Genomic DNA, 19,851 nt, shown 5'->3' on the forward strand with positions numbered 1-19,851 from the left:
TTAATTCACCCCTTTGATTATCTTTAGAAGAGCCTCTAAACTCTTCGGCAAATACTTTTCAGCAAATTCTAGTTCGCTTCCACCACAGGTAACAGCACTCATGATATTTGCCCATGCTTCACTCGCAGTTTCGTAATCCCTGATTAAAGACTTCATATCTTTTTTTGCTTTTATTTTGTACCCTAACTCTTTAAAAGCATCCATTAATATTTTATCATAATCTTCTCCATAAAGATCTGCATAATATTTTATCTTGTTATATTTTCTGTTATAGTATTTTTCGCCATGACCCCAGCTAATTCTATATTTAGAGCCCTCAAACATTCCATCAATTGCATCTTGTATTCCTTTAGAGGCTTCTTCATCTCTCAACTCTTCTACCAGTTTTTTAAAGCCTATTGATTTTAAATTCGCTTTATCTTCTCGTATAGCTTGCATAAATTCATCAGAGGAACTTAATAAGTCTTTCGCAGGAGCTAACGATTCAGGAATCACTTCTCTAATTTTTTTAAGATCAGTGTGAGTTAGGTCAGATGTTGCGTTGTGATCAAATGAGTGTCCATATTCATGAGCAACAGTCGAAAATTTATTTATTCCAGATTTAACTTCTTCCTCACTATTAATGCTTATTGACAACTCATTTCTTGCACTATTATAACATCCCTTGTCAGATATATATACGTGATTAATTTCATCTCCATACTTTTTATAAAGTTTCTGTATATCTTCATTTGTGTTTTCAGATATTATCTTTTTAAATTCTTTGTAGTCGTCTTCTTTAAATACTTTTTTAAGTTTAGGAAGCTCAATTTCTTCGTTTACATTATACCCATTATTGAGAATTAAATCAGCTTTAAAATAAAATTGTCCTTGTTCTTGAGTCATTTCTTTGATTACAAACTTTTGACCTCTCGCAAGCAGTACCTCTCTTTGTTCTGAATCAGCAATATCAAAATCTTTTAAATCTACACCCTTAATTCCATCGGGTACATTAAACTCTATTACGCAAGACTTTGAACTTCCTGTAAATCCTTGAAATTCCAAGGCTATATCTTTACTTTTTGTTGTAGAAAGGAACCCTTTGTCTACTATTTCTTTGCCTTGTATGTTTTTTAGATACTTTTCCATAATCTCTTTAGCACGCTTTGAATCATCTCCGTAGAAATAAGCACCTCTTAAATCATCATAATCGAAATCGCTTATATCTCCTATAATCGCGGATACATCCACAGATCTATATAGTGTTTTTTCTTTTACATTTTGTAATGTAGTTGCTTGGTCTAGCCGCTCAAGATAAATTTTATCATCTTCAGTAAATACGATATCTGGAGATCGTCCTCTAAGGTAGTTATTTATCCACATACCATCGCCAGATACATAGTAGTCAAGTGCATCGTCAGTTTCTGCCTTAGTGTATTTTTGTGGTGGTTCTACAGTCTCACTAGGAATGTTACTCTTTTCGCTATCAATCGGAAGCCCTTCTACATACTTTTTATGCCAATCTTCATAGGTTAAGTTTTCCACAGGTTCACTTTCCCCACTCTCTGGATCCCTTGCCATTCTTCCTATACCTTGGTCAATTTCTTTTTCAAATTCATCACCAAAATATGGCACTGTATCGCTTCTACAGTTCGGATGGAATGGTGGAGCAGTGATACCTATTCTGTAGTCTTTATAGTCAAAGATTTTAGAGTCCATGCTCCTACATATGTCACTAGTCTTTAAATCCAGTGTAGCTAGTATCTGATACTGCTTGACTCCTAGCTTCTCATAGGAATCTTGAGTAGCTTTAGCATTAACCGCCGCAGTTTCTGTGAAGACTAGCCTTGAAGCTGAAGCCTTTGATACATCGAATAGCCTTTGAATATTTCTTGCTGATTCTTTTGGACTATTTCCTCTAGCTATGTCTCGGATTAAATTGTCTCTTAGGGATGTAGTGAGCTTTTCACCTCTACCCCAGATTCTCTCTGAAAATTCTTGTCCGTCACTAGTCCATGGATTTTTTATAAGCGTATTTAACTCGCTTTTATTGACTGATTGCACCGACTTATAGCCTGTAATCCTTTGAAGTTCGTAGAGTTCTTTATAGTATCTTTTCTCGTAGGTACCGCCTAAGTGTGCAAAGAGTCCTTTTTCTTCACGGCTCATAAGTCCTGCTACTGTCTTTTTAAGCTCTACTTCCATAGCTTGAAGTCGTGAGATCCTGACTCTTCTTGAAATGATGTTTAATTCTCTTTCAGTGTCAACATTGATTTTCCCAGTAGCTTTCTTAATAAAGTCATCGAGACTGTCTTTGAAGATCTTCTTTTCTCTGTCATTTAATAGCTTCTTAGCCTCTGCCAGTGAGATTTCTCCAGCTTCTTCTTGAAGTTTTAAAAGCTGTGAATAGATACTATCTTGAATCTTTTCCGTCTCGGTGTCATAGATCTTTCTAAGTTCTCTTACATAACTTTCAGAGTCTCGGAAGACTTCTCTATTTAATCTTTCTATTCTCTGATCCCAATAATTGGTGGTCATGTCCTTCACCGCCTAGATCTTTATAATCATCAAAGTATTCAAGGCTCTTTTCCTTTTCTTTTTCTATTCTCTTCATCTCTTCATTTACATTTTCTACAAATGGATGTTCAGCAATTAAAGTCTCTTCAGAAATAATTCCTACTGAATCTCTAATCATGTCGATAGTAGACTCATCATTTACCATGATTGACCTCTTAAAGTTTACATTTACATCAGAGAAATCAATACTTATAATCTCAGATATCCAAGAGAATAAATATTCAAAAGAAGCCGCAAACTCCAATTCTAAATCATTGGCATCCAGTTCCATATCTGAGTACATTGCCTTGATGTTTAAAGTATTCGGAGCATTACTAGTTCTATCATTATCCAAGTATAAGGATCTTGCATTGTGAGCAATAGCTTTTTTAATTAGCTCTATAATAACTTTGTAGTTTTCTGCATTGACTGTAACTTCAAGTGTATCTACACCGCCTTGAGATCCATCAGCGGTCCTGACCTTAATTGCTGAATACTGTGCCAGTTTTTCTCTAAATTCCGCCAAATCTTCACCCTCATAGTTCTTAAGTACAAGGATTGAGTTCATAGGATTTTCAAACAAGTTGTCAGCATAGTTAGATAGTAGCAGGTTAAGTGCATCTTGTAGACATCTAACTCTTTCTAATAGAGTGATCTCATTAGGCTGCTTAAAATATACGAAAGGCAGCTTTTTATAGCTGTACATAGTGCCGTCTTTTTCGAGATATTGTTCATCTTTTAAATACTTGAGTCTTCCGTCTTTGTAATCAAAGACTTTTATAAAGTTTAAAGTATAAAGATAAACATAAGTTTTAACTTCAAGTTTGCCATTTTCAAATTCTGTTTCTGTTACCACTCTAATCACTGCATCTAATGACTCATGGTTATCATCTGACCATTCAGGGATCACTGTCATTGGATCCAGTCTCTTATACTTGATATCTTTACCATCCGTGGATAAGTACATCCAGCCTATAGAGGTGTTATATGAGTCTATAGCAATTCTATTCAAAGTTCTCATAAATCTCTTATCTACAAAATCATCTAAGTACTTCACCGCTTCTTTATTCTTTGAATTTATATTCGGCTTTCTTGAAAGTACATAGTTTCTCTTTTGGTCCAAGGATCTAGAATACTGATTATCTTTGATTATCGTGTTCGGTAAATTTCTCATGGAGATGATTTTTCCATTTTGACCAAGTATAGCTCTCTTTTTCTCGTCTATTGCATGTCTATAATGATAATAGTCAATCCCTGCCTGCATCTTTATTTTCTTTTCTTCAAATTCTGATATTTTGATCTCGACATATTTCGTGAGATCGTCAATTTTTAATTCTTCTAAATTCAAATGTTCACCTCCTAAAAGCCAATAAGTGAGCCTCTCATATCTTCAGATAGGCTGTACCTTGTGGCATCTATCGCGTGATTGTCTTTATCTTCCAGTTTATTCTTCGGATTGCCGTCTTTATCGACTGCATAATCAATATTTTCAAATTCCTTAGCAGTGTTCGGGCATCTCTTCGGATCTATGATGATTTCTTCTACGTCATCTAGCCACTTTTCTCCATACTCGACTGACCCTGGTCTCTTATTTGCACCATAAATCTTTAATCCATACTCCCACATTTCGTCGATTGACTTCGGCTCTGCAGAGTCGGCTATGATTTTACAATCATTCCAACCATTTGCTTTAATCTTTGCCGCCGCTTCTCTATTTGATAGCTTCACTCTATATAGTTCATCAAAGATGTAGATCCTTCTTCTAGTTTTGTCATAATGTAGCCTAATAAAGGCAAAAGGATCATTAGCATAACCCCAGTCAATGCCTTGTCTTATATTGTCAAAGTTTAAAAGTTCCTTTGTAGATATCTCCCTGAATACTAAATTATCAAAAGGCACTACACCTGAACCTATAGGCTCACCAAGATATTCCCACCGATATTTCAAAGGTTTAGTATTTTTTATATGCTCGGCTTCATTTTTAAAGGCTTGAGAGATATATGGATTATCTAAGTATGTTGAGTGATGTACAAAAGTATTCTCAGCTAAGAATGTTGTCTCGTACCTCTTATTGACCCATGATTGCTTTCTTTTCGGTGGATTGTATGTGTAATAAAACTTATATTCCAGTCCATCTTCAAGTTCTCCACGTAAGATAGAGTTCTCAATCATAGAGACTTCATCTTCAGTCTTAAATTCTGCAAGCTCCTCAATCCATAGCCTAGCTATAGGATACTTAGCCATTTTAATGGATTTAATCTTCGCAGGATCATCTGCCCCTCTAAATATGATTGAATTTCCTCTTGGAGTGTATGTAATCTTCAGAGGACTTATATTGAGTTTAAAGTATTCACCTAAGTTTAATTGGTCAATAGCTTCTTTAATCTGCTCGTAACATGATTCCTGAAGTGTATTTCCTACCTTCCTCACGCATAAAACAGTGATCGGATATTTAATAATATCTAGGATTATTTCTTGGGCTATAAAAGATGATTTCCCTGAGGCTCTACCCCCCCTTGAGTACATACTTTAAAAATTTACTTTTTTTAATTTCTTTATGCACAGGGATAAAACTTTCAGTGAAGACTGTGGATAACTTAATCTGTGTCATCGATGATCACCACTTTATCATTTGATTCGAGTTCTACTTTATCGGTCCACATACCAAACCTTTTTCCTATAAGCTCTGCAGCTTTAATTTTATCTGAAGCATTGAGCTCAATATTTGTAATCTTTTGAGCACATTTTCCAACTCCTATAAGTGTTTGTTGAGTTTCTTGCCCTCTAACTACTGATGTTAAATATCTAAGTACTTCTCTTTGGTCAGCTATAAGTTCTTCGTCAAGCTCTTTCATTCGCTCTTCGATATAGTCTTTCATGTCCTGAGTAGCAAAAAGACGGCATGAATTTGCTCTTGCCGTCTCTCTGTTTTTAACATTTTTATAAAATTTTAAGTAACTTTCTGTTTTGTTGCCTGTGATAATATAGTCGTCGGCAACCTGTTTCTGTTTAATTGTCAAAGCCATACCATCACCCCTTTTAAAATAAACAAGTCTATTATCCCGCCCCTGTGTGCAATATCTTGACTTGTAGCACTGCCCCCTCAAAATATGAGTAACCATTAAAAAAGCAGCCCTCGGCTGCTCTTTCATAAGATGTATAAGAAGGAAAAAAAGTTTTACTACTTCAATTTATATATTAGCATAGAAATTTCGCCCAAATCGCCCAAAATTAAAAATGACATAATTATTTTAAATTTAAATATCTATCATGTATCTTTCGAGCGTAACTTTCGTGAGGACTTCCAAGCTCTCTACTTATCTTCTGCCAGCTATAGCCGTCTATGTACCTCTTTTCAAAGATATACCTCACGTAGCTATCATCTATGCTGCTGATATACTCCTCTATCTCCACCTTTGCTTTTTTAGCTTTTATAAGTCTACTTTTAAGTACTTTATAGAGCTTTTTTTTATGTTTCGAATAAGAGAGCCCTTGAATCTCTTTGTGAATCTCCTGATAAGGAAATTCGGGATTTGAGGCTTTTACTATGTCAGTAACTGTAGTATCTTTTGCCTTTTTAATTTTTTCGCTGAGGTCGTCAATCTCTTTTCTTAATACTAAATATTGCATAAGTTTTTCCCTATTCACTCTCTACTCCTTATACAGCTTCCTCTCTCTTAGATAGTCAAAGTACTCTTTTTCTTTATCTCTTTTCTTTCGGATAGCCCCTATCATCATCTTATAGTTTTTATATCTTCGGCACTTACTATGGCAGCCAACTTCTCTATAGTCGCAATCTCTGCATACTTCTTCTAAATTTCTCATTTCACCAAATCCATTAGCAATTGTTAGCATTTTTGCTTCTCAAGTCTCTATAAAATCATATTTTTCTCCATATTTTTTTAAAAATATTTTCTTTTTGATCTTATAGACTTCAGTCCTGACCCCTTTCACGTCCTCTACTATGCAAGTTTTCTTCTCACAATCCCAGTACATGAAATCAGCTATATACTCAATCTTTCTTTGAGCCTTGCCTTTATACTCAAATTTATCTTGAAGCAGGAAATTAGGCTGCAAGCATAGATCTTTAATAACCCCTGCTCTTTCTAAGAGTTTTAATTCTTGGTATCTTGCAGCTTCTTTTCTACTGTCGAAGGTGATTCCGTCTACTTCAGTTTTCTTAGATCTATATTTCCTGTAAGCCATCTCTGCCTCGATCTAAATATTTATTGATCAATTCATCCATCCGCCTTTTACCCTCAATCTCAATTGCAAGCTGTCTCTTTTTTGTAGATTCAGGAAGCATGCCATAATACTTCTTTTGCTCGGCATAGTTAGTGTATGCCATCCTAAATTGCCCCCTAATCACTTCAAGATTCTCACTCAAACAGATCTCTTTAAAGCCTAGTCTTCTAGTCACTTCGGCGGCGGTCCTATCCTGCTCACTTATCCACTCTAGAGCCTCATCTTCTCTGTATGATCCAAATTTTCTTATAGCACGCAAAGCAAGTCCAAAGGCATCTGACCAATCACGGATTTTTTCATCGGATAAATTAAATATATTTTCTCTGATCTCTGCAATTGTAGGCGGAAATTTAGCTGTCATGATGTGCTTCTCAAATGCAAGAGAAACTATATCATCAGATACATCAGCTAGGGCTTTAAGCCATATTTCCATGCCCTCTTTACTTTCAATAAACTTAAACTGTGGATAGGCAGCTCTAACTGCTTTTACAATCCTGCCAAATTTGTCTATATTCATTTCTTCTCCAACTTTCTTTTAATGCTTTCAGTCCACTGATCCACTTGATCATAGTATCTCTCAGTGTCTGTTTGACTATCCTTTTTCTTGAATTGACTATCTTTGCCATTAGAAGTCCATCTCATGAGTATACCTCGGATATAGGTAAGACTTAGTTTTCCGCCATCAGCAGCAATCTTAAACGCTTCCTCTATCCAGGTCGTAGGATAAGTGTTCGTAAATTCTATCAGTGTGTCTTTAACGGACGGACTGATGTTCTGAAATCCAGAGTAATTATATAAATCCACCACCTTTTTAAATTTTTCTTGGTCAATTTCTGCATCAAAAGAAGCAGTATTATATATATTATTAATACTAGGTGGTGTATTATATACTTTACTTTTATTTAATTTACTATCCTTTACTATACTTTGTGTACCTTTGTATACATTTTTCTGATTTATGTATACATCAATTCCATTAATGTCTACATAAACTACATTAGTATACTCATCAATATTTATTAAAGAATAATCTTTTATAATCTTGACTTCTTTTCTTCTCTCACAGGCTTTCAAATATCTTTCTTGAATCCCTTTAGAAGTTAAGATTTTAAATTTACTACAGAGTTTTTTTTCAAAGAAACCAACTTGGACCAACTTACTAATGATCTCTTTAGTGGCACCCTCGGTAATCCCAACTGTGTCAGCAATTACAAAAGGTAAATCTTCGCTAAGCTTGATATAGTAGCCCTCATCTTCATATATAGAAGACAAGAGGGCTAATATCACGGCTATAGAATTAGCTCCGCAAGCCATCAGCACCCTACGCACCTTGATGTCTCTTAAAAACGCTGTATCAAGGGGAAAGTAACTGATACCCACTGCTATTTTCCTTGCCATACTTAATTCCTCCTATTTTTTCTTATTTAGTTATTCTTAATAAATATTATTTAAAAAGGAAGTTCTTCTTCGTTAATTTCAAAATTATTATCTTCATCTTGTAGATCTTTAAAATCAGGATCCACATCTTCATACTCAATAACTTCTTCGTCTTCTAGCTTCTTTTTAGTAGCTTCAGCTATAAGCTTCTCATACTCATCTACTTTTATTTTCGCTGCATCGTTGTAGCCTTTAGATTTACAGAAATCTACAATGGCATCTTCTCCCAGTGTTTTTAAAAGTAAATTAAATTGCTCTTTTGATATTGTAGGAGCCTTAACCTTTACTCCATCTGTAGGAAGTACTTCCTCATTAACTCCCATTTCAGAAGAGTCATATAAACCTTGATAATCTTCAGGAAATGCCTCTCTAAGTGCTTGTACCAGTGCAACCTTTCTAATCATAGTAGCAGGCTTAGATGCCCATGTTGACTTACCTGTGTTGTACTCATCAAAAGCTACTGTGTGATAAAAATCTGTGCCATTTGTAAATTCAACCTTGCACCAAGCACCCACTAAAGATTCAACTTGTTTCGCATAAAAGGATCCAGGTCTTTCTTCAATGTTGCCAGTCTTACCGAGGACAATAACCCCTGCAGTATAGCCTTTAAAGTTTTCATTTGCAGAAGCTCTTTTAATGAAAAAGTCTTTGCCCACGATCATATTTGCAGGTTTATCTCCAAATTTCACTAAGTAGGCATCTCTTAAAAATGGATTTAACTTTTGATACTTACAAAGATTTATAAATAGCTCTAACTCTTGATCAGTAACCTTGTCAGCATCTCCACTGACAAGGTAATTTTTAATCGTTTGTTTGTCTAATTGAACTTCACCATTAGACGTTTCATACTTTACAATGTTTGCCATTTTTTTCTCCTCAACTAAATCTTATTGATAACTTTTCTTCCTGAGTTACTTCAACTCCATCTATAACTTCTCCAGTCTCAGGAATTACTACAACTGAATCTATAACGTCTACCGCCTTTTTAAAGTCAGCCTTATTAACTTCTACTTTAAATCTCATAAATTGCTTCATGTCGTTCTTGTTAAGGAACTCTAATAACTTTCCATCGTCATATTTCCAGTTGGTTGACTTCCTGATGCTAGCTGTACCTGTAACAGTCTTCAACTTGAAGTTTGGATCTTCCTCTCTTCTTTGAAGTAGGTAATTTTCAAGTAAATGTTCTAAATATGCCACGTTATTGTCACGTCTTGCTTCTTCTTTCTTAATGAATTGTTGAAGTCTTTGGATTTCTTCTTTTGCATAATCGATTATTTCTCCAGATCTGTCTTTATTTTCTTTGATCTTACGCATAACCCAATCTGCAGATGAAAGACTATCTACTACAAATTGTTTTTGCACTAATTCTTCATTCTCGTCTTCGTCTCTATAAACTTCTCCAAAAGCCTTATACTCGTCATCATAAGTTTTTAATTCTACTTCTTTAATCATATTGCCACCTCTCTATATCCTATTGCTTCTACTATTTCTGACAGATTTTCGTACTCTGCCTCTAACTTTCTTAAATCTTCTTTAGTTGCATTAATATCTATAGCTATCCATTCTTTTTCTTCAGGATAAGGACAGCTCAAATATTTCATTTTTAACTCACTTAAATGTTGAGAAAGTTTTCTGCTTTCTTCAGGAATACTCTTCCATTTTTTTATAATTCTTTCAACTTGATTCATAATTTCCTCCACATCACCTAATCTGTGATATAATATAGGTGATAAAATATTTTTTATTACTTTTAGTCCTCTAGCTTTGAACGGTGTGAGGACTTTTTTTTATTAATTCTTCAATACAATACTCATTAGTTATAGGTCTTAATAAGCTAAAATCAGTTAGTGCCGCTGTATCACCTTCGTGGTAATAAACAAAGGCTTTATTTCCTGTAATTCTTTTGATTTTTCCTATCATCATATCGTCGAAGCCTACGTAAATAACTAATTGCCCTTCTTTAAAATTCATTCTTTCACCTCAATCTCTACATTTTCAATCCACGCTTTTTTATCTAACTCTCTGTCTATTCCCCATTGTTCAATATTTTCTATTAATTCTTTCATTTTTCTACCCCTGCTAAATTAATCATTATGATGTGAACTTCTCCTCTAAAGGTCTTGCTTTCCACTAATTCTCCAGCTTTTGCATAGATTTTCTCTTCGCTATATGTTGAATATAGGACCACTCGACTTTTAACGTCGTACAAAATATATAGCTCTTTCACTTAACACCTCTTCTCTACTCAACTCCTACTCAACTTTAATATCTTTTTTCTTCAGGAATTTTTGCGACTTTCGATCTACACTCGCAACAGTAATAGTAAATGCTTTTTAGTCTATAATCTGTAGCGTCATAAGCATCAGCATTATAATTAGTAAGTTCTCCATCAGCATCTACACACAATTCAGTAACACCAGAAAATTTTTCTATAATAAAGAAATTTTCCTCGTTACCACATTTTTTACATTTCATGTTTCTCAACTCCTACTCAACTCCTACTCAACGCTACTCAACTCTACCGCGTATTTTCTGTACTCTTCAGGTATATACTTCAAGTGCTTTTCCTTCCAGGTCTGCCTTAAATCCTTATTTCTTCTACAAGCGAAGAAGTGCTCTTCTTTATGAGTCAAGTATTGCTGCTCACCATCTGTAGTAACAAGCCCAGGAAGAGGAACTATAAATCTTTTCTCTTCTTCTCTTTCATCAGGCGGTGTCTTTGCATACTCTACAAAGATATCAAGTAGCTCTGCTCTAATATCATCTTCTAAACTTAAAAAATTTACATACATTGTTTCTAGTGCATTTGCTTTTCTCTCATAGATTCTAGCAATCATAAGATCTTTAAGATCTTCATCAGCAACCATAAATATTTCTGTCTCGAAAATATATTTTCTTACTTTGAAATGCAGGTTATGTTTCTTTTCGATTTTTTCGAGTCTTTTTACTAATTCATCAATTCTCATTTTTTACCTCAACTATTTCCATTTTTGCAATAGTTCATCTTTTTTCCGCAAAGATTCCAGGATAAAACCTAGATCCATAATCCAAGATTTGTTGAATGTCTCTATTTTCATCTTCTCCATCAGCTATGCCGATATAGTACTTGTCTTCATAGCCAGTGTCTACCTTAACGATTCCAATTACTTTTGCAGTGCCTAAAACCGTGTACCAATATGCTCTCAATTCTTTCATGTCTTTCCTCCTAATTTTTTCTACTCCCGATTCTTCCTCTAGCTTAAATATCTCCTAAAAAGGATCCATACATATCGGGAAAAAATTCATCTCCCTCAATAATAATTGATGGTAAAATCTTCATCTTTATTAAAGGAAGCCTTCCAGCTATGTTTGGATGTATTTCTTCAAAATCTTCAAAAGTATAATTTACCAAATCAAACATCACATCAGAAATATATACTTGAAATTCATCTTCTAATTCTACAACACCAGTTAAAAGCCTAAACATAAAACAGTCTTCATCTTCCTCAATGTCATAGGAAAAAGATATATCCATAATTAACTTTAAATAAGAATTAATTCTGTCGTGATCATCATAGAAATCTTTTGAAATACGGATCCATTTACTAGATGTAGATTTTCTCTTTTGTAATATGAAATTCAATAACTTGAAAAGGACAAAATCAGCATCCATTTCTCCATATTCTATTTCACCAATTCCAGTCTTAACACATATGAAATTTTTAATTCCTCTTAAATATTCTTCTTCCATCTTTATCTCCTAATGATTTCTATCTTCTTTTCTTCGTTTATAGTCTTTACTATGTCATTTAAATTTAAATACTCTTTGTCAATGCTGTCGTAAGTGTCATAAACGATATCCAAGAATCTCTCAAGCCTCACTCTTCCAAAACCAAATCCGTCAATCAGTGCCAAAACAGGTACAGCTATAGAGTAGTCAGTAGCTTTCTTTATTGCCTCATCTCTACCTTGGATGTAGCCTTGTTTTACGTATCCGCGGATGTCATCCATGGTCACGTTATATGTCGGAGTCTTGACCTTCTTCTCTTTCTTCTTTGCCATATCTATATCGGCTCGCATGAAAGATAAAAGATAAAGAGTATCACTACTACTCCCCAGATAAACCTAATGAAATTTTTTAAAAACCGCCACAATGGAGCGTTAAAATTAAGGATCACTTTTCCATGACTATTAACTAATTTCATTTTTATCCCCCTTTTTCCTAAACTTTTCTCCGATGACAAAGCCATCAGAGTATTCAACGATCTTCCAACCTTCATCCATGAGCATTCTGACGATCCTCACTCTTTCTTTAAAGCTTTCATACTTTACGCAGGTCACCATTCTTATAAAGTTCATTTTTCATCAGCTATCCATCCAATCATCGAGCCAATCTTTCTTAAAGATATAACTTCTAGATCCTTTATATCTGAATCTTATATTGCCTGCATAGACTTCTTTTAAAAGTTGTCTATAGCTGATACTTAGATACTCAGCCGCTTCTTCAGCACTGAAGATTACCTTAGGCTTCATCTTTTCAGCTATAGCTTTTGCCAAGCCTTCAATCGTGCCTTGGTCTAATCTAATTAAATTTTCCATCTTATATCCACCTTTAATTTTTATTTGTTATAATCACCATAAGGAGGTGATTATATTGAAAAGAGACCTAGACCTAATTCGAGATATGTTAATCAAAATAGAAGATTTAACTCCTTCAAAAGAAGTGACATTAGAAGATTTTTTAGAACTATCTTCTGACAAAGATAAACTTTATTATCATTTAGAATTAATAATAGATAATAATTTTATTTCATACAAAGCCATGCCTTGTATGGGAGCTAAATATAATTTATTTATAATTCACAGATTAACTTCTCAAGGTCATGACTACCTAGATTCTGTTAGAGATCCTGGAATATACAAAGAGACCAAATCTAAAATAGGTTCTTTAGTTAAATCCTGTTCTCTTGCAGTCTTCCAAGCTACAGCTGAATCCGTAATTAAATCTCATCTAGGCATTTAGCCTCATAACAAATAATTTCATTAAAGAGTCTTTCAAGTTTTGAGTACTTAGAAAATAACTCTTCATTTTTTTCATAAATATTAGAATTAATTTCCTCTCTAAGTTCTTTTTTATGTTTTTGAAGGACTCTTATTCTTTCCATATTCATTTCTTTTAAAAGTAATGATTTACTTTCCATCTTACACCTCAATTAATTTAAAGTTTGCCAACTGTGAATTTTATAGGCAAAAAAATATCATTTTTATTGACATTTAAAATCTTAGATATTTTGTTTACAGTCTCAACAGGTAAATTTCTCTTGCCTGTTTCGTATTGGCAATACGTAGATACTGCAATGCCAAGAAGATCCGCCATATCTTTTTGAGTTTTACTATTTTCTTCTCTGATTTCTGCCAAAGATTTTTTCACAGAATCACCTCCAATAATTTGCTATACGTGAAGTATAATATAATTATATATTCACAGTTAGCAAATGTCAACACTTTCATTCACTTTTTGTGAATTTATATTTTCTAATTGCAAAATTTGATATATAATATTCACAAATAGTGAATGAGGCGATAAGAATGATTTCAAATTTAGGAAGCAATATTAAATATTTAAGGGAAAAAAATAATTTATCTCAAAAAGAATTGGCAAAAATATTAAATATAAGTAATTCTACATTATCTCAATATGAAAGTAATGTAAGAGTTCCTAGTGACGATATTAAAATTTTAATAGCTGATTATTTTAATGTTTCTTTGGACTATCTTCTTGGTCGTTCTTCTAATCCTCATAAAAATAACAAAAAAACAAAAGTTGATGAACTTGAAGAAGATTTTCCTGAAGGGATCTCTGTGCTCTATAGAGCTAATCAAAAGCTAACTCCAGAGCAGAAAGATACAATGATTCGTATGATTAAGGCTACATTCTTCGATGATGAAGATGATAATAAAAGCAAATAGGAGGTAATTATGGGATATGTAATTGTTATTGGATTTTGTATTGTAATGCTAATCTATAGCATTAACTACCAAAACAAGAGAAAAGCTTTATTTAAAGAACGTCAACTTGCAAATCCTTTAGAAAATATTACTAAAGAATTTAAAATTAATAATCCTGCTTTTGAAAAAACTACAATTCAAATTGACGAGCCAAATAAGAAATTCTCTGTAGATTATGAAGTATTTAATTTCAAAGATCTTTTAGATTTCGATTATAAACTTGACGGAGAAACAATAATCAGCGGTAAAGGTCTATCCACAGTAGCAGGTGGTGTTACTTTTGGTCTTCTAGGAGCTATGGCAGGAGCCTCAGGAAAAAGAAAACAAAAAGAAAAAATTAGAAAAGCTACATTAATATTGAGGATGGATAGCCTAGAAAGATCTAACATTAATATTGAAATCTTACCTGCTATTGCAAAGTCATCACAGATTGAAGACTTAATCAGTGCTTTTAAATACATTAAGGTTCACTCTGCAGATTAATACTTGTTGAGGTCAACAAATTCCGATATTTCAATATTTAAAGTTATAAAATAATTAATCCTTGGAAGTAGCTCTCTCACCATTAGGTGGCAAAACCAAGGATTGATTATAAAATACAAATTTTAAGGGAAATTATGTCCCTATATATTTTTTATTTTTAAAAGAACATATGTTCTTAAAGTGAGGTAATATGAACGCTTTAGAGTATAACTTAAGGTATGCTACGAGCATAGCAAATTATATCCATAAGAATATTTCACCAGATGAAAGGCTGCTTCCAATTTTTCTTGGTGATATTTTGAAATATAGAGATGACATCATTGTTAAATACAAGAATTTACACGGATTAGATGGCTGCACAGTCTATAATGAAAAAACTAAAAAATATTTAATAGCTATAGATAATGTTAATTATGAGCGTGAAAGACAGAGGTTCACTCTTGCCCATGAGCTTGGGCATATCTTTTTACAGCATCATACTAAAAATAAAGATTTACCAGAGTATATCAAAGAGCAATCGGCAAATGCCTTTGCAGGTGAACTGCTCATGCCCTTAGAAATGATGAAAAAAACTTCACGATTTCCTGATGATTATATCTTCAGCCTTTTCGGTGTAAGTATCTCAGCTTTTAACTGTAGAAAAGATTTTATAAAAAGATTTATAGATTTAGAAAAAGTAAAAGATGATGAAGTTGCCTATAGTTTTAAAGAAATTTTTAAATATACAAAAAATTACAAGATTTTAAAAGGGTACTACCCTTCTAAAATAAATTTAATCTAAAAAATGTTGAGGTGATGATTTAATGGTGTGGAGAAAAATAGGTCCAGAAAAGTATAAGATCGAGGTGGAAAAGACAGTAGATGGTGAACGATATAGGAAGACTAAGACTATTAAATGCAGCTTTACAGGTTTGAAGTTAAAATCTTTTATGAACGCAAAAGAGTTAGATGTAATTCAAGAACTATATGCAGAAATAGGATCCGCATCCTACGCTGCTAATCTTTCTATATTTAACTTTGGTCAATGGTATATTAAAAATCATAAACTAGAAGAAAATACAATTTCTTGGTATAATTCTTATCTTAAAAATCAGATTAATTCTTTCTTTGGGGATAAGCCTATAAAGAATATCACTGAAAGAGATGTGAAAGATTTTAATAATCACTTGATGAACTATATAAGTGAGAGGACTAAAAAGCCCTATGCTCCAAAAACTATCAAGCATAATATCACAGTTTTAAAATCTCTTTTTAATGTAGCCGTCGAAGAAGGGATCCTTGAAAAAAATCCTGCTGAAAATGTCAAAAATGTTAAAGTTCAAAAGTCAGTTCAAGATAAGTATTATAGTCCAAGTGAGATGAAAAAGGCTCTGAAGTATGCTTTTAAAGAAGATGATGTTAATTTCATACTTTGCATAGTTTTAACTGTGACATATGGACTTCGTCCAGCTGAGCTAAGAGGTCTAAAGTGGACTAAAATTGAATGGACAAGTAAAAGAGTGATGATAGATGATACTATCACAGTGGTAAATTACTATGGTTATGATGAAAAAGGCACGAAAAATAATGAGCCGAGAGTAGGTATTTTAACACCTATGATAGAAGAGCTTTTAAAGCTGCAAATAAAAGAGCAAAAGAAACTATTTGGCAAAAAATGTGAGTTTGTGGTTCACTCAACTACAGGTGATCACTTGGCAAATAAGACCTTTAGAGATAATTGGAAAAAATTCTGTAAAAAAATAGGTTTGAGATATCTACCGCCATATGGATTGAGACATACTACCGCTACGCTTCTAGCCTCTCAAAATGTATCTATTCCTAATATCGCTGATGTCATGGGGCATAAAAATCTTTCAACTACTGAGATTTATATCCATGCAATCGAAGAAGAAAAGGGAATAGCATATAACATTATTAATGATACTATAGGCGGGCGGGATTTCGAGCGGGAATTTAGTACAAATTAGTATAAAAAATGTAAAACTGTGCATAACTAAAAAATTAAAATTCAGTAAAATACACAGATTGACCGACTGTGCATTACTGTGCAATTAAACTCCGTGGGTTCGAATCCCACTATCCACCCCATTATAAAAACCGTTGAAACATTTTAATTTCAACGGTTTTTTTATTGCAAAAATTGGCTACTATAGTGTTTTTTTTAATTTTATTATATTAAATTATATTCTTTAAAATTTTTAAAATAAATCGCTATGAGATCCTGTTCTATTTAAGATTAATATTAGACTTGTGCCTATTTTTTCATAAATAAGTAGCCAGTCTGGTTCTATATGGCATTCTCTGCATCCTGTGTAGTTGCCTGCTAGTTTATGATCTCTATAATTCTCTTCTAATATTTCATCGTTTGCTAGTTTTTCTACCACAGTAAAAAGTTTGTTCATATCTAAACCAGCTTTTTTAATTCTCTTTAAATCCTTTTTAAAAGAAGATCTGATTTGAATTTTTCTTTTCATATTTCACTTACAAAATTTTTAAAATCATCCATGTTGTCAAATTCTGCTACTATTGGATTACTCCCCTTTACTTTAAAAGGTATCCCATTGTCGTTTACCACTGCTTTGGCAAATACATTAAATGCGGTGGACATACTCATTCCCATTGATTCGCAAACTTTTGAAAATTCATTCTTCAATTCTTCATCCAATCTAATATTTAAATTTACATTTGCCATACTATCATCTCCTTAAGAATATTATATCATTTTGCATGTATTTGTAAATAAATATCTATGAATATGTTTTCTTATTTCTCTATGTATTATATTAAAATTTTTAAATTTTCTAATAATTGCATACGCTCTAATATTACATATATATTAAAGATTTTCTAATTAAGCATTGATAGAAACCGACTGTGCTATAATATCTGTGGAGGTTGAAATGAAAAAACGATTAACTATTTTATTATTATTTATATTTTTAATTCCCTACTCTACTTATGCAAATTTAAATTTAATTAATAGGGAAAATATATCTGGTGGCGTGGTTAAAACTCGCTACACTTACCAAGGTGCAAAGGGCAAAACTAGGGTCTATATTTTAGAATGTAATCTTTCAGATCCGGATTTAGATATAGACATCATAACTGGTAAAGGAAAATATACTCAAAGGGCTACAGTTTCTGAGATGGCAAATACAAGGAATGCTCTTGCCACTGTTAACGGTGACTTCTTCAATATGGCTCTTCAAGGAACTCCTGAAGGTCCTTCTATGAGAGGTGGAGTTCTACTTTCTAGTCCTTCCGTTATAAAGGATGTGTATTCAATCGGAATTACAAATGATATGACTGCTGATATTCTAAGAGTTTGGTCCCAAGGTGGAGTAACTGCTCCAAATGGGAAAAAATATCCAATAAGTGGTCTAAATAGAAGTTACTATTGGTACGATACGACAAATGAATACTCCCATGAAAATAAAATAAATCTATACGATAGCATGTGGGCATCAAAGTCCAGAGGCGACAAGAAAAATTCTGAAGTTCTTCTAGATTCAAACTATGTTGTTGAACAGATTTCAGATAAAAACTTCCCATTTGCTGTGCCCGATGGAAAATACATCCTTCAACTAGATGGTTTAGCAAAAGATTTCTTCAACCAAAACATAAAAGTTGGAGACCAACTAAAGATTGACTACACCATCTATCCTAGAAACGACTACAAGATGTTAATCGGTGGTCATGGACTGCTTGTGGATAATGGTCAAGCTAAGAAATACACAAAGGATGTAAATGTCCTAGGTGGTTTCAGAGCAAGAACTGCAGTTGGTATTTCTAAAGATGGTAAGACTCTTTACATTCTATCTGCAGAAGGTAGAACTAAGAGATCTTATGGACTTAGTTTAAATGATATGTCCAAAATATTTGTAGAGTTAAAAGCATTTAAGGCGGTTAACCTTGATGGAGGCGGTTCTACTGCAATGGTTGCAAAAGAACTTGGAAGCTCTGAAAGAACTAGATTTGTAAATCCAGAAAGAAACGGTCCTGAAAGAAGAGTTGTAAATGGTATAGGCCTATTTAACAAGGCTCAACCTACAGGTATCGCTGCTGGAGTTAAAATCTCTGGTCCATCTACAGTCTTCGTTGGAGAAAATGCACAGTATGGTTTGAAATCAGTATGGGATACTGCATACCAACCAATGGATAAATCTAAAGTAAAATATTCTGTCTATGATTTAAGTGGTCAGGAAGAATTTTGGAACAACGACGTCTTCTCCCCTATGAATCCTGGTAAGGTGGACATAGGAATCACAACATCTGAAGGGGCTGCGGGAGTCTTGTCTGTAGATGTTTTAGGCTTAGATAAATTAAAATCACTAAATATAAATAGAGACAAGGTTAAAGTTGCTCCAGGGGAAGAGTTAAATGTTAAATTCGAAGGAGTTAAACCAGATGGATCTAAATTTAAAATAAACCCAAGCATGTTTATTGCTAAATCTGATTCAGTTGTGCTAAATGATCTTGGCGGCGGTAAGTATTCTATCGGACCAATGAATAAAAATATTTCGAAAGTTGAATTTAGCGCCCCAGGCAAAACCGGAAGCATCATACTTTTAAATAAAGATGCTGAATTTTTAAGAATGGTTGTCGGCTCTAAAGATTGGGAAATGAATGGAATTAAAAATAAAATGGATGTCAGTCCATTTATAAAGAATAACAGAACCTTGGTTCCTCTAAGATTCGTCGTAGAAGCACTAAAAGGCGAAGTTGATTGGAATCCTGAAACAAAGACTGCAACTATAAAAATAAGAGATAAAAATATAGAAATTCCTATTGACTCAAATAAAGTTATGGTAAATGGAGTCGAAAAAACAATAGATCAAGCAGCAATAATTTCAAATAGTAGAACCTTCGTCCCAATCAGATTTATATCTGAAACAGTTGGAATGGAAGTTATCTACCTAGGAGAAAGTAAAGAAATCTATATAGTCGATTCAAACGGTGTTTCATTAGAAAATAATGTAGATAATAATGTAGAAAATACAGATGAAAATCAAAATGAAAATTCTAATAATAATTCTGAAAACACAAACGCTGATAACAACACCAACAATTCTACAAACGCAAAATAAACAAAAAATGAATGTTTAAAATCCTAAATAAAAAAAGACGAGGAAAAATAAAAATCCTCGTCTTTTTTATACAGTT

At 33.3% G+C, this 19,851-nt stretch carries 31 protein-coding genes; 6 read left to right on the top strand and 25 right to left on the bottom strand.

Going from position 1 to position 19,851, the window contains the following annotated elements; genetic code table 11:
- From HMPREF9225_RS07955 to HMPREF9225_RS08045, 21 genes are all read right to left on the bottom strand, one after another.
- Entirely contained in the window at positions 1-2,517 is a 2,517-nt protein-coding gene (locus tag HMPREF9225_RS07955; protein ID WP_008902426.1) for a minor capsid protein, read from the bottom strand.
- Complete coding sequence (locus tag HMPREF9225_RS07960) at positions 2,474-3,883, bottom strand: phage portal protein (protein WP_008902427.1); 1,410 nt, start codon at positions 3,881-3,883, stop codon at positions 2,474-2,476. The genes HMPREF9225_RS07955 and HMPREF9225_RS07960 overlap by 44 nt, the downstream gene beginning before the upstream one ends.
- Positions 3,884-3,894: 11 nt before the next feature.
- Positions 3,895-5,061 (bottom strand): PBSX family phage terminase large subunit, encoded by a 1,167-nt coding sequence (locus tag HMPREF9225_RS07965; protein ID WP_008902428.1) that lies wholly within the window; start codon positions 5,059-5,061, stop codon positions 3,895-3,897.
- A gap of 71 nt (positions 5,062-5,132) precedes the next feature.
- Complete coding sequence (locus tag HMPREF9225_RS07970) at positions 5,133-5,561, bottom strand: terminase small subunit (protein WP_040551443.1); 429 nt, start codon at positions 5,559-5,561, stop codon at positions 5,133-5,135.
- 220 nt (positions 5,562-5,781) lie between these two features.
- Positions 5,782-6,183: a hypothetical protein gene (locus tag HMPREF9225_RS07975; RefSeq protein ID WP_008902430.1), complete on the bottom strand. Its 402-nt coding sequence runs from the start codon at positions 6,181-6,183 to the stop codon at positions 5,782-5,784.
- A 3-nt stretch (positions 6,184-6,186) separates the two neighbouring features.
- The gene (locus HMPREF9225_RS07980) at positions 6,187-6,390 is read right to left on the bottom strand and encodes a hypothetical protein (RefSeq protein ID WP_008902431.1); all 204 of its coding nucleotides are present in this window, start codon (positions 6,388-6,390) and stop codon (positions 6,187-6,189) included.
- 9 nt (positions 6,391-6,399) lie between these two features.
- Positions 6,400-6,741 (bottom strand): DUF1064 domain-containing protein, encoded by a 342-nt coding sequence (locus tag HMPREF9225_RS07985; protein WP_008902432.1) that lies wholly within the window; start codon positions 6,739-6,741, stop codon positions 6,400-6,402.
- Positions 6,722-7,297, bottom strand: coding sequence for a replicative helicase loader/inhibitor (locus HMPREF9225_RS07990; protein ID WP_008902433.1), 576 nt, complete (start codon positions 7,295-7,297; stop codon positions 6,722-6,724). The genes HMPREF9225_RS07985 and HMPREF9225_RS07990 overlap by 20 nt, the downstream gene beginning before the upstream one ends.
- Positions 7,294-8,178 (bottom strand): Lin1244/Lin1753 domain-containing protein, encoded by an 885-nt coding sequence (locus HMPREF9225_RS09860; RefSeq protein ID WP_008902434.1) that lies wholly within the window; start codon positions 8,176-8,178, stop codon positions 7,294-7,296. Before HMPREF9225_RS09860 ends, HMPREF9225_RS07990 begins: the two co-directional genes overlap by 4 nt.
- Positions 8,179-8,228: 50 nt before the next feature.
- Positions 8,229-9,083 (bottom strand): phage recombination protein Bet, encoded by an 855-nt coding sequence (gene bet / locus HMPREF9225_RS08000; protein ID WP_008902435.1) that lies wholly within the window; start codon positions 9,081-9,083, stop codon positions 8,229-8,231.
- Positions 9,084-9,093: 10 nt separating this feature from the next.
- On the bottom strand, positions 9,094-9,669 hold the full coding sequence (locus tag HMPREF9225_RS08005; protein WP_008902436.1) for a host-nuclease inhibitor Gam family protein: 576 nt from the start codon (positions 9,667-9,669) through the stop codon (positions 9,094-9,096).
- Positions 9,666-9,905, bottom strand: coding sequence for a hypothetical protein (locus HMPREF9225_RS08010; protein WP_040551445.1), 240 nt, complete (start codon positions 9,903-9,905; stop codon positions 9,666-9,668). The genes HMPREF9225_RS08005 and HMPREF9225_RS08010 overlap by 4 nt, the downstream gene beginning before the upstream one ends.
- Before the next feature lie 70 nt (positions 9,906-9,975).
- Positions 9,976-10,188 (bottom strand): hypothetical protein, encoded by a 213-nt coding sequence (locus HMPREF9225_RS08015; RefSeq protein ID WP_008902438.1) that lies wholly within the window; start codon positions 10,186-10,188, stop codon positions 9,976-9,978.
- Between the two features lie 91 nt (positions 10,189-10,279).
- Entirely contained in the window at positions 10,280-10,444 is a 165-nt protein-coding gene (locus HMPREF9225_RS10365; RefSeq protein WP_008902439.1) for a hypothetical protein, read from the bottom strand.
- Positions 10,445-10,479: 35 nt separating this feature from the next.
- A complete protein-coding gene (locus HMPREF9225_RS08020) occupies positions 10,480-10,692 on the bottom strand; it encodes a hypothetical protein (protein WP_008902440.1) in 213 nt (70 codons plus the stop codon).
- A 23-nt stretch (positions 10,693-10,715) separates the two neighbouring features.
- Positions 10,716-11,183 carry a hypothetical protein gene (locus tag HMPREF9225_RS09865; RefSeq protein ID WP_008902441.1) on the bottom strand — a complete coding sequence of 156 codons (468 nt, stop codon included), beginning with the start codon at positions 11,181-11,183 and terminating at the stop codon, positions 10,716-10,718.
- Between the two features lie 34 nt (positions 11,184-11,217).
- Entirely contained in the window at positions 11,218-11,412 is a 195-nt protein-coding gene (locus HMPREF9225_RS08030) for a hypothetical protein (protein ID WP_008902442.1), read from the bottom strand.
- Between the two features lie 43 nt (positions 11,413-11,455).
- The gene (locus HMPREF9225_RS08035; RefSeq protein ID WP_008902443.1) at positions 11,456-11,947 is read right to left on the bottom strand and encodes a hypothetical protein; all 492 of its coding nucleotides are present in this window, start codon (positions 11,945-11,947) and stop codon (positions 11,456-11,458) included.
- 2 nt (positions 11,948-11,949) lie between these two features.
- Positions 11,950-12,258: a hypothetical protein gene (locus HMPREF9225_RS08040; RefSeq protein ID WP_040551447.1), complete on the bottom strand. Its 309-nt coding sequence runs from the start codon at positions 12,256-12,258 to the stop codon at positions 11,950-11,952.
- 129 nt (positions 12,259-12,387) lie between these two features.
- The gene (locus HMPREF9225_RS10370; protein WP_008902445.1) at positions 12,388-12,555 is read right to left on the bottom strand and encodes a hypothetical protein; all 168 of its coding nucleotides are present in this window, start codon (positions 12,553-12,555) and stop codon (positions 12,388-12,390) included.
- Positions 12,556-12,561: 6 nt separating this feature from the next.
- Positions 12,562-12,795 carry an excisionase family DNA-binding protein gene (locus HMPREF9225_RS08045; protein WP_008902446.1) on the bottom strand — a complete coding sequence of 78 codons (234 nt, stop codon included), beginning with the start codon at positions 12,793-12,795 and terminating at the stop codon, positions 12,562-12,564.
- A 55-nt stretch (positions 12,796-12,850) separates the two neighbouring features.
- Here HMPREF9225_RS08045 and HMPREF9225_RS08050 point away from each other — a divergent pair, with 55 nt between their 5' ends.
- Complete coding sequence (locus HMPREF9225_RS08050; protein WP_040551450.1) at positions 12,851-13,219, top strand: DUF2513 domain-containing protein; 369 nt, start codon at positions 12,851-12,853, stop codon at positions 13,217-13,219.
- Here HMPREF9225_RS08050 and HMPREF9225_RS08055 read toward each other — a convergent pair.
- Both HMPREF9225_RS08055 and HMPREF9225_RS08060 read right to left on the bottom strand, forming a co-directional pair.
- Positions 13,197-13,397, bottom strand: a complete 201-nt coding sequence (locus tag HMPREF9225_RS08055; protein WP_008902448.1) for a hypothetical protein — start codon at positions 13,395-13,397, stop codon at positions 13,197-13,199. The genes HMPREF9225_RS08050 and HMPREF9225_RS08055 overlap by 23 nt on opposite strands.
- 17 nt (positions 13,398-13,414) lie before the next feature.
- Complete coding sequence (locus HMPREF9225_RS08060; protein WP_008902449.1) at positions 13,415-13,627, bottom strand: helix-turn-helix transcriptional regulator; 213 nt, start codon at positions 13,625-13,627, stop codon at positions 13,415-13,417.
- Positions 13,628-13,785: 158 nt separating this feature from the next.
- Between HMPREF9225_RS08060 and HMPREF9225_RS08065 the strand changes: the two genes are divergently transcribed.
- The 4 genes from HMPREF9225_RS08065 (at position 13,786) to HMPREF9225_RS08080 (ending at position 16,655) form a co-directional block, all read left to right on the top strand.
- Positions 13,786-14,166, top strand: a complete 381-nt coding sequence (locus tag HMPREF9225_RS08065; protein ID WP_211203946.1) for a helix-turn-helix domain-containing protein — start codon at positions 13,786-13,788, stop codon at positions 14,164-14,166.
- 9 nt (positions 14,167-14,175) lie between these two features.
- Positions 14,176-14,688 carry a hypothetical protein gene (locus tag HMPREF9225_RS08070; protein ID WP_008902451.1) on the top strand — a complete coding sequence of 171 codons (513 nt, stop codon included), beginning with the start codon at positions 14,176-14,178 and terminating at the stop codon, positions 14,686-14,688.
- A 190-nt stretch (positions 14,689-14,878) separates the two neighbouring features.
- Positions 14,879-15,469, top strand: coding sequence for an ImmA/IrrE family metallo-endopeptidase (locus tag HMPREF9225_RS08075; RefSeq protein WP_008902452.1), 591 nt, complete (start codon positions 14,879-14,881; stop codon positions 15,467-15,469).
- A 22-nt stretch (positions 15,470-15,491) separates the two neighbouring features.
- Positions 15,492-16,655, top strand: coding sequence for a tyrosine-type recombinase/integrase (locus HMPREF9225_RS08080; RefSeq protein WP_008902453.1), 1,164 nt, complete (start codon positions 15,492-15,494; stop codon positions 16,653-16,655).
- 231 nt (positions 16,656-16,886) lie between these two features.
- Here the strand turns inward: HMPREF9225_RS08080 and HMPREF9225_RS08085 are convergent, their stop codons facing one another.
- Entirely contained in the window at positions 16,887-17,162 is a 276-nt protein-coding gene (locus tag HMPREF9225_RS08085; protein WP_008902454.1) for a type II toxin-antitoxin system YafQ family toxin, read from the bottom strand.
- Positions 17,159-17,380, bottom strand: a complete 222-nt coding sequence (locus tag HMPREF9225_RS08090; protein WP_008902455.1) for a type II toxin-antitoxin system RelB/DinJ family antitoxin — start codon at positions 17,378-17,380, stop codon at positions 17,159-17,161. The genes HMPREF9225_RS08085 and HMPREF9225_RS08090 overlap by 4 nt, the downstream gene beginning before the upstream one ends.
- 208 nt (positions 17,381-17,588) lie before the next feature.
- Between HMPREF9225_RS08090 and HMPREF9225_RS08095 the strand changes: the two genes are divergently transcribed.
- Complete coding sequence (locus HMPREF9225_RS08095) at positions 17,589-19,775, top strand: stalk domain-containing protein (protein WP_040551452.1); 2,187 nt, start codon at positions 17,589-17,591, stop codon at positions 19,773-19,775.
- The last annotated feature ends 76 nt before the right edge of the window (positions 19,776-19,851 follow it).

The sequence above is a fragment of the Peptoniphilus duerdenii ATCC BAA-1640 genome (assembly GCF_000146345.1).
Lineage (GTDB): Bacteria > Bacillota > Clostridia > Tissierellales > Peptoniphilaceae > Peptoniphilus_B > Peptoniphilus_B duerdenii.

Coding starts and splice junctions, on each gene's coding strand:
- bet (WP_008902435.1), bottom strand. CDS start 9,083: ATGGCAAACATTGTAAAGTATGAAACGTCTAATGGTGAAGTTCAATTA.
- HMPREF9225_RS07955 (WP_008902426.1), bottom strand. CDS start 2,517: ATGACCACCAATTATTGGGATCAGAGAATAGAAAGATTAAATAGAGAA.
- HMPREF9225_RS08010 (WP_040551445.1), bottom strand. CDS start 9,905: ATGAATCAAGTTGAAAGAATTATAAAAAAATGGAAGAGTATTCCTGAA.
- HMPREF9225_RS09860 (WP_008902434.1), bottom strand. CDS start 8,178: ATGGCAAGGAAAATAGCAGTGGGTATCAGTTACTTTCCCCTTGATACA.
- HMPREF9225_RS08040 (WP_040551447.1), bottom strand. CDS start 12,258: ATGGCAAAGAAGAAAGAGAAGAAGGTCAAGACTCCGACATATAACGTG.
- HMPREF9225_RS08030 (WP_008902442.1), bottom strand. CDS start 11,412: ATGAAAGAATTGAGAGCATATTGGTACACGGTTTTAGGCACTGCAAAA.
- HMPREF9225_RS07985 (WP_008902432.1), bottom strand. CDS start 6,741: ATGGCTTACAGGAAATATAGATCTAAGAAAACTGAAGTAGACGGAATC.
- HMPREF9225_RS08065 (WP_211203946.1), top strand. CDS start 13,786: ATGATTTCAAATTTAGGAAGCAATATTAAATATTTAAGGGAAAAAAAT.
- HMPREF9225_RS07965 (WP_008902428.1), bottom strand. CDS start 5,061: ATGTACTCAAGGGGGGGTAGAGCCTCAGGGAAATCATCTTTTATAGCC.
- HMPREF9225_RS08005 (WP_008902436.1), bottom strand. CDS start 9,669: ATGATTAAAGAAGTAGAATTAAAAACTTATGATGACGAGTATAAGGCT.
- HMPREF9225_RS07990 (WP_008902433.1), bottom strand. CDS start 7,297: ATGAATATAGACAAATTTGGCAGGATTGTAAAAGCAGTTAGAGCTGCC.
- HMPREF9225_RS08020 (WP_008902440.1), bottom strand. CDS start 10,692: ATGAAATGTAAAAAATGTGGTAACGAGGAAAATTTCTTTATTATAGAA.
- HMPREF9225_RS08085 (WP_008902454.1), bottom strand. CDS start 17,162: ATGAAAAGAAAAATTCAAATCAGATCTTCTTTTAAAAAGGATTTAAAG.
- HMPREF9225_RS08080 (WP_008902453.1), top strand. CDS start 15,492: ATGGTGTGGAGAAAAATAGGTCCAGAAAAGTATAAGATCGAGGTGGAA.
- HMPREF9225_RS08095 (WP_040551452.1), top strand. CDS start 17,589: ATGAAAAAACGATTAACTATTTTATTATTATTTATATTTTTAATTCCC.
- HMPREF9225_RS09865 (WP_008902441.1), bottom strand. CDS start 11,183: ATGAGAATTGATGAATTAGTAAAAAGACTCGAAAAAATCGAAAAGAAA.
- HMPREF9225_RS08090 (WP_008902455.1), bottom strand. CDS start 17,380: ATGGCAAATGTAAATTTAAATATTAGATTGGATGAAGAATTGAAGAAT.
- HMPREF9225_RS08035 (WP_008902443.1), bottom strand. CDS start 11,947: ATGGAAGAAGAATATTTAAGAGGAATTAAAAATTTCATATGTGTTAAG.
- HMPREF9225_RS08055 (WP_008902448.1), bottom strand. CDS start 13,397: ATGGAAAGTAAATCATTACTTTTAAAAGAAATGAATATGGAAAGAATA.
- HMPREF9225_RS08015 (WP_008902438.1), bottom strand. CDS start 10,188: ATGAATTTTAAAGAAGGGCAATTAGTTATTTACGTAGGCTTCGACGAT.
- HMPREF9225_RS07980 (WP_008902431.1), bottom strand. CDS start 6,390: ATGCTAACAATTGCTAATGGATTTGGTGAAATGAGAAATTTAGAAGAA.
- HMPREF9225_RS07970 (WP_040551443.1), bottom strand. CDS start 5,561: ATGGCTTTGACAATTAAACAGAAACAGGTTGCCGACGACTATATTATC.
- HMPREF9225_RS08075 (WP_008902452.1), top strand. CDS start 14,879: ATGAACGCTTTAGAGTATAACTTAAGGTATGCTACGAGCATAGCAAAT.
- HMPREF9225_RS08070 (WP_008902451.1), top strand. CDS start 14,176: ATGGGATATGTAATTGTTATTGGATTTTGTATTGTAATGCTAATCTAT.
- HMPREF9225_RS08045 (WP_008902446.1), bottom strand. CDS start 12,795: ATGGAAAATTTAATTAGATTAGACCAAGGCACGATTGAAGGCTTGGCA.
- HMPREF9225_RS10370 (WP_008902445.1), bottom strand. CDS start 12,555: ATGAACTTTATAAGAATGGTGACCTGCGTAAAGTATGAAAGCTTTAAA.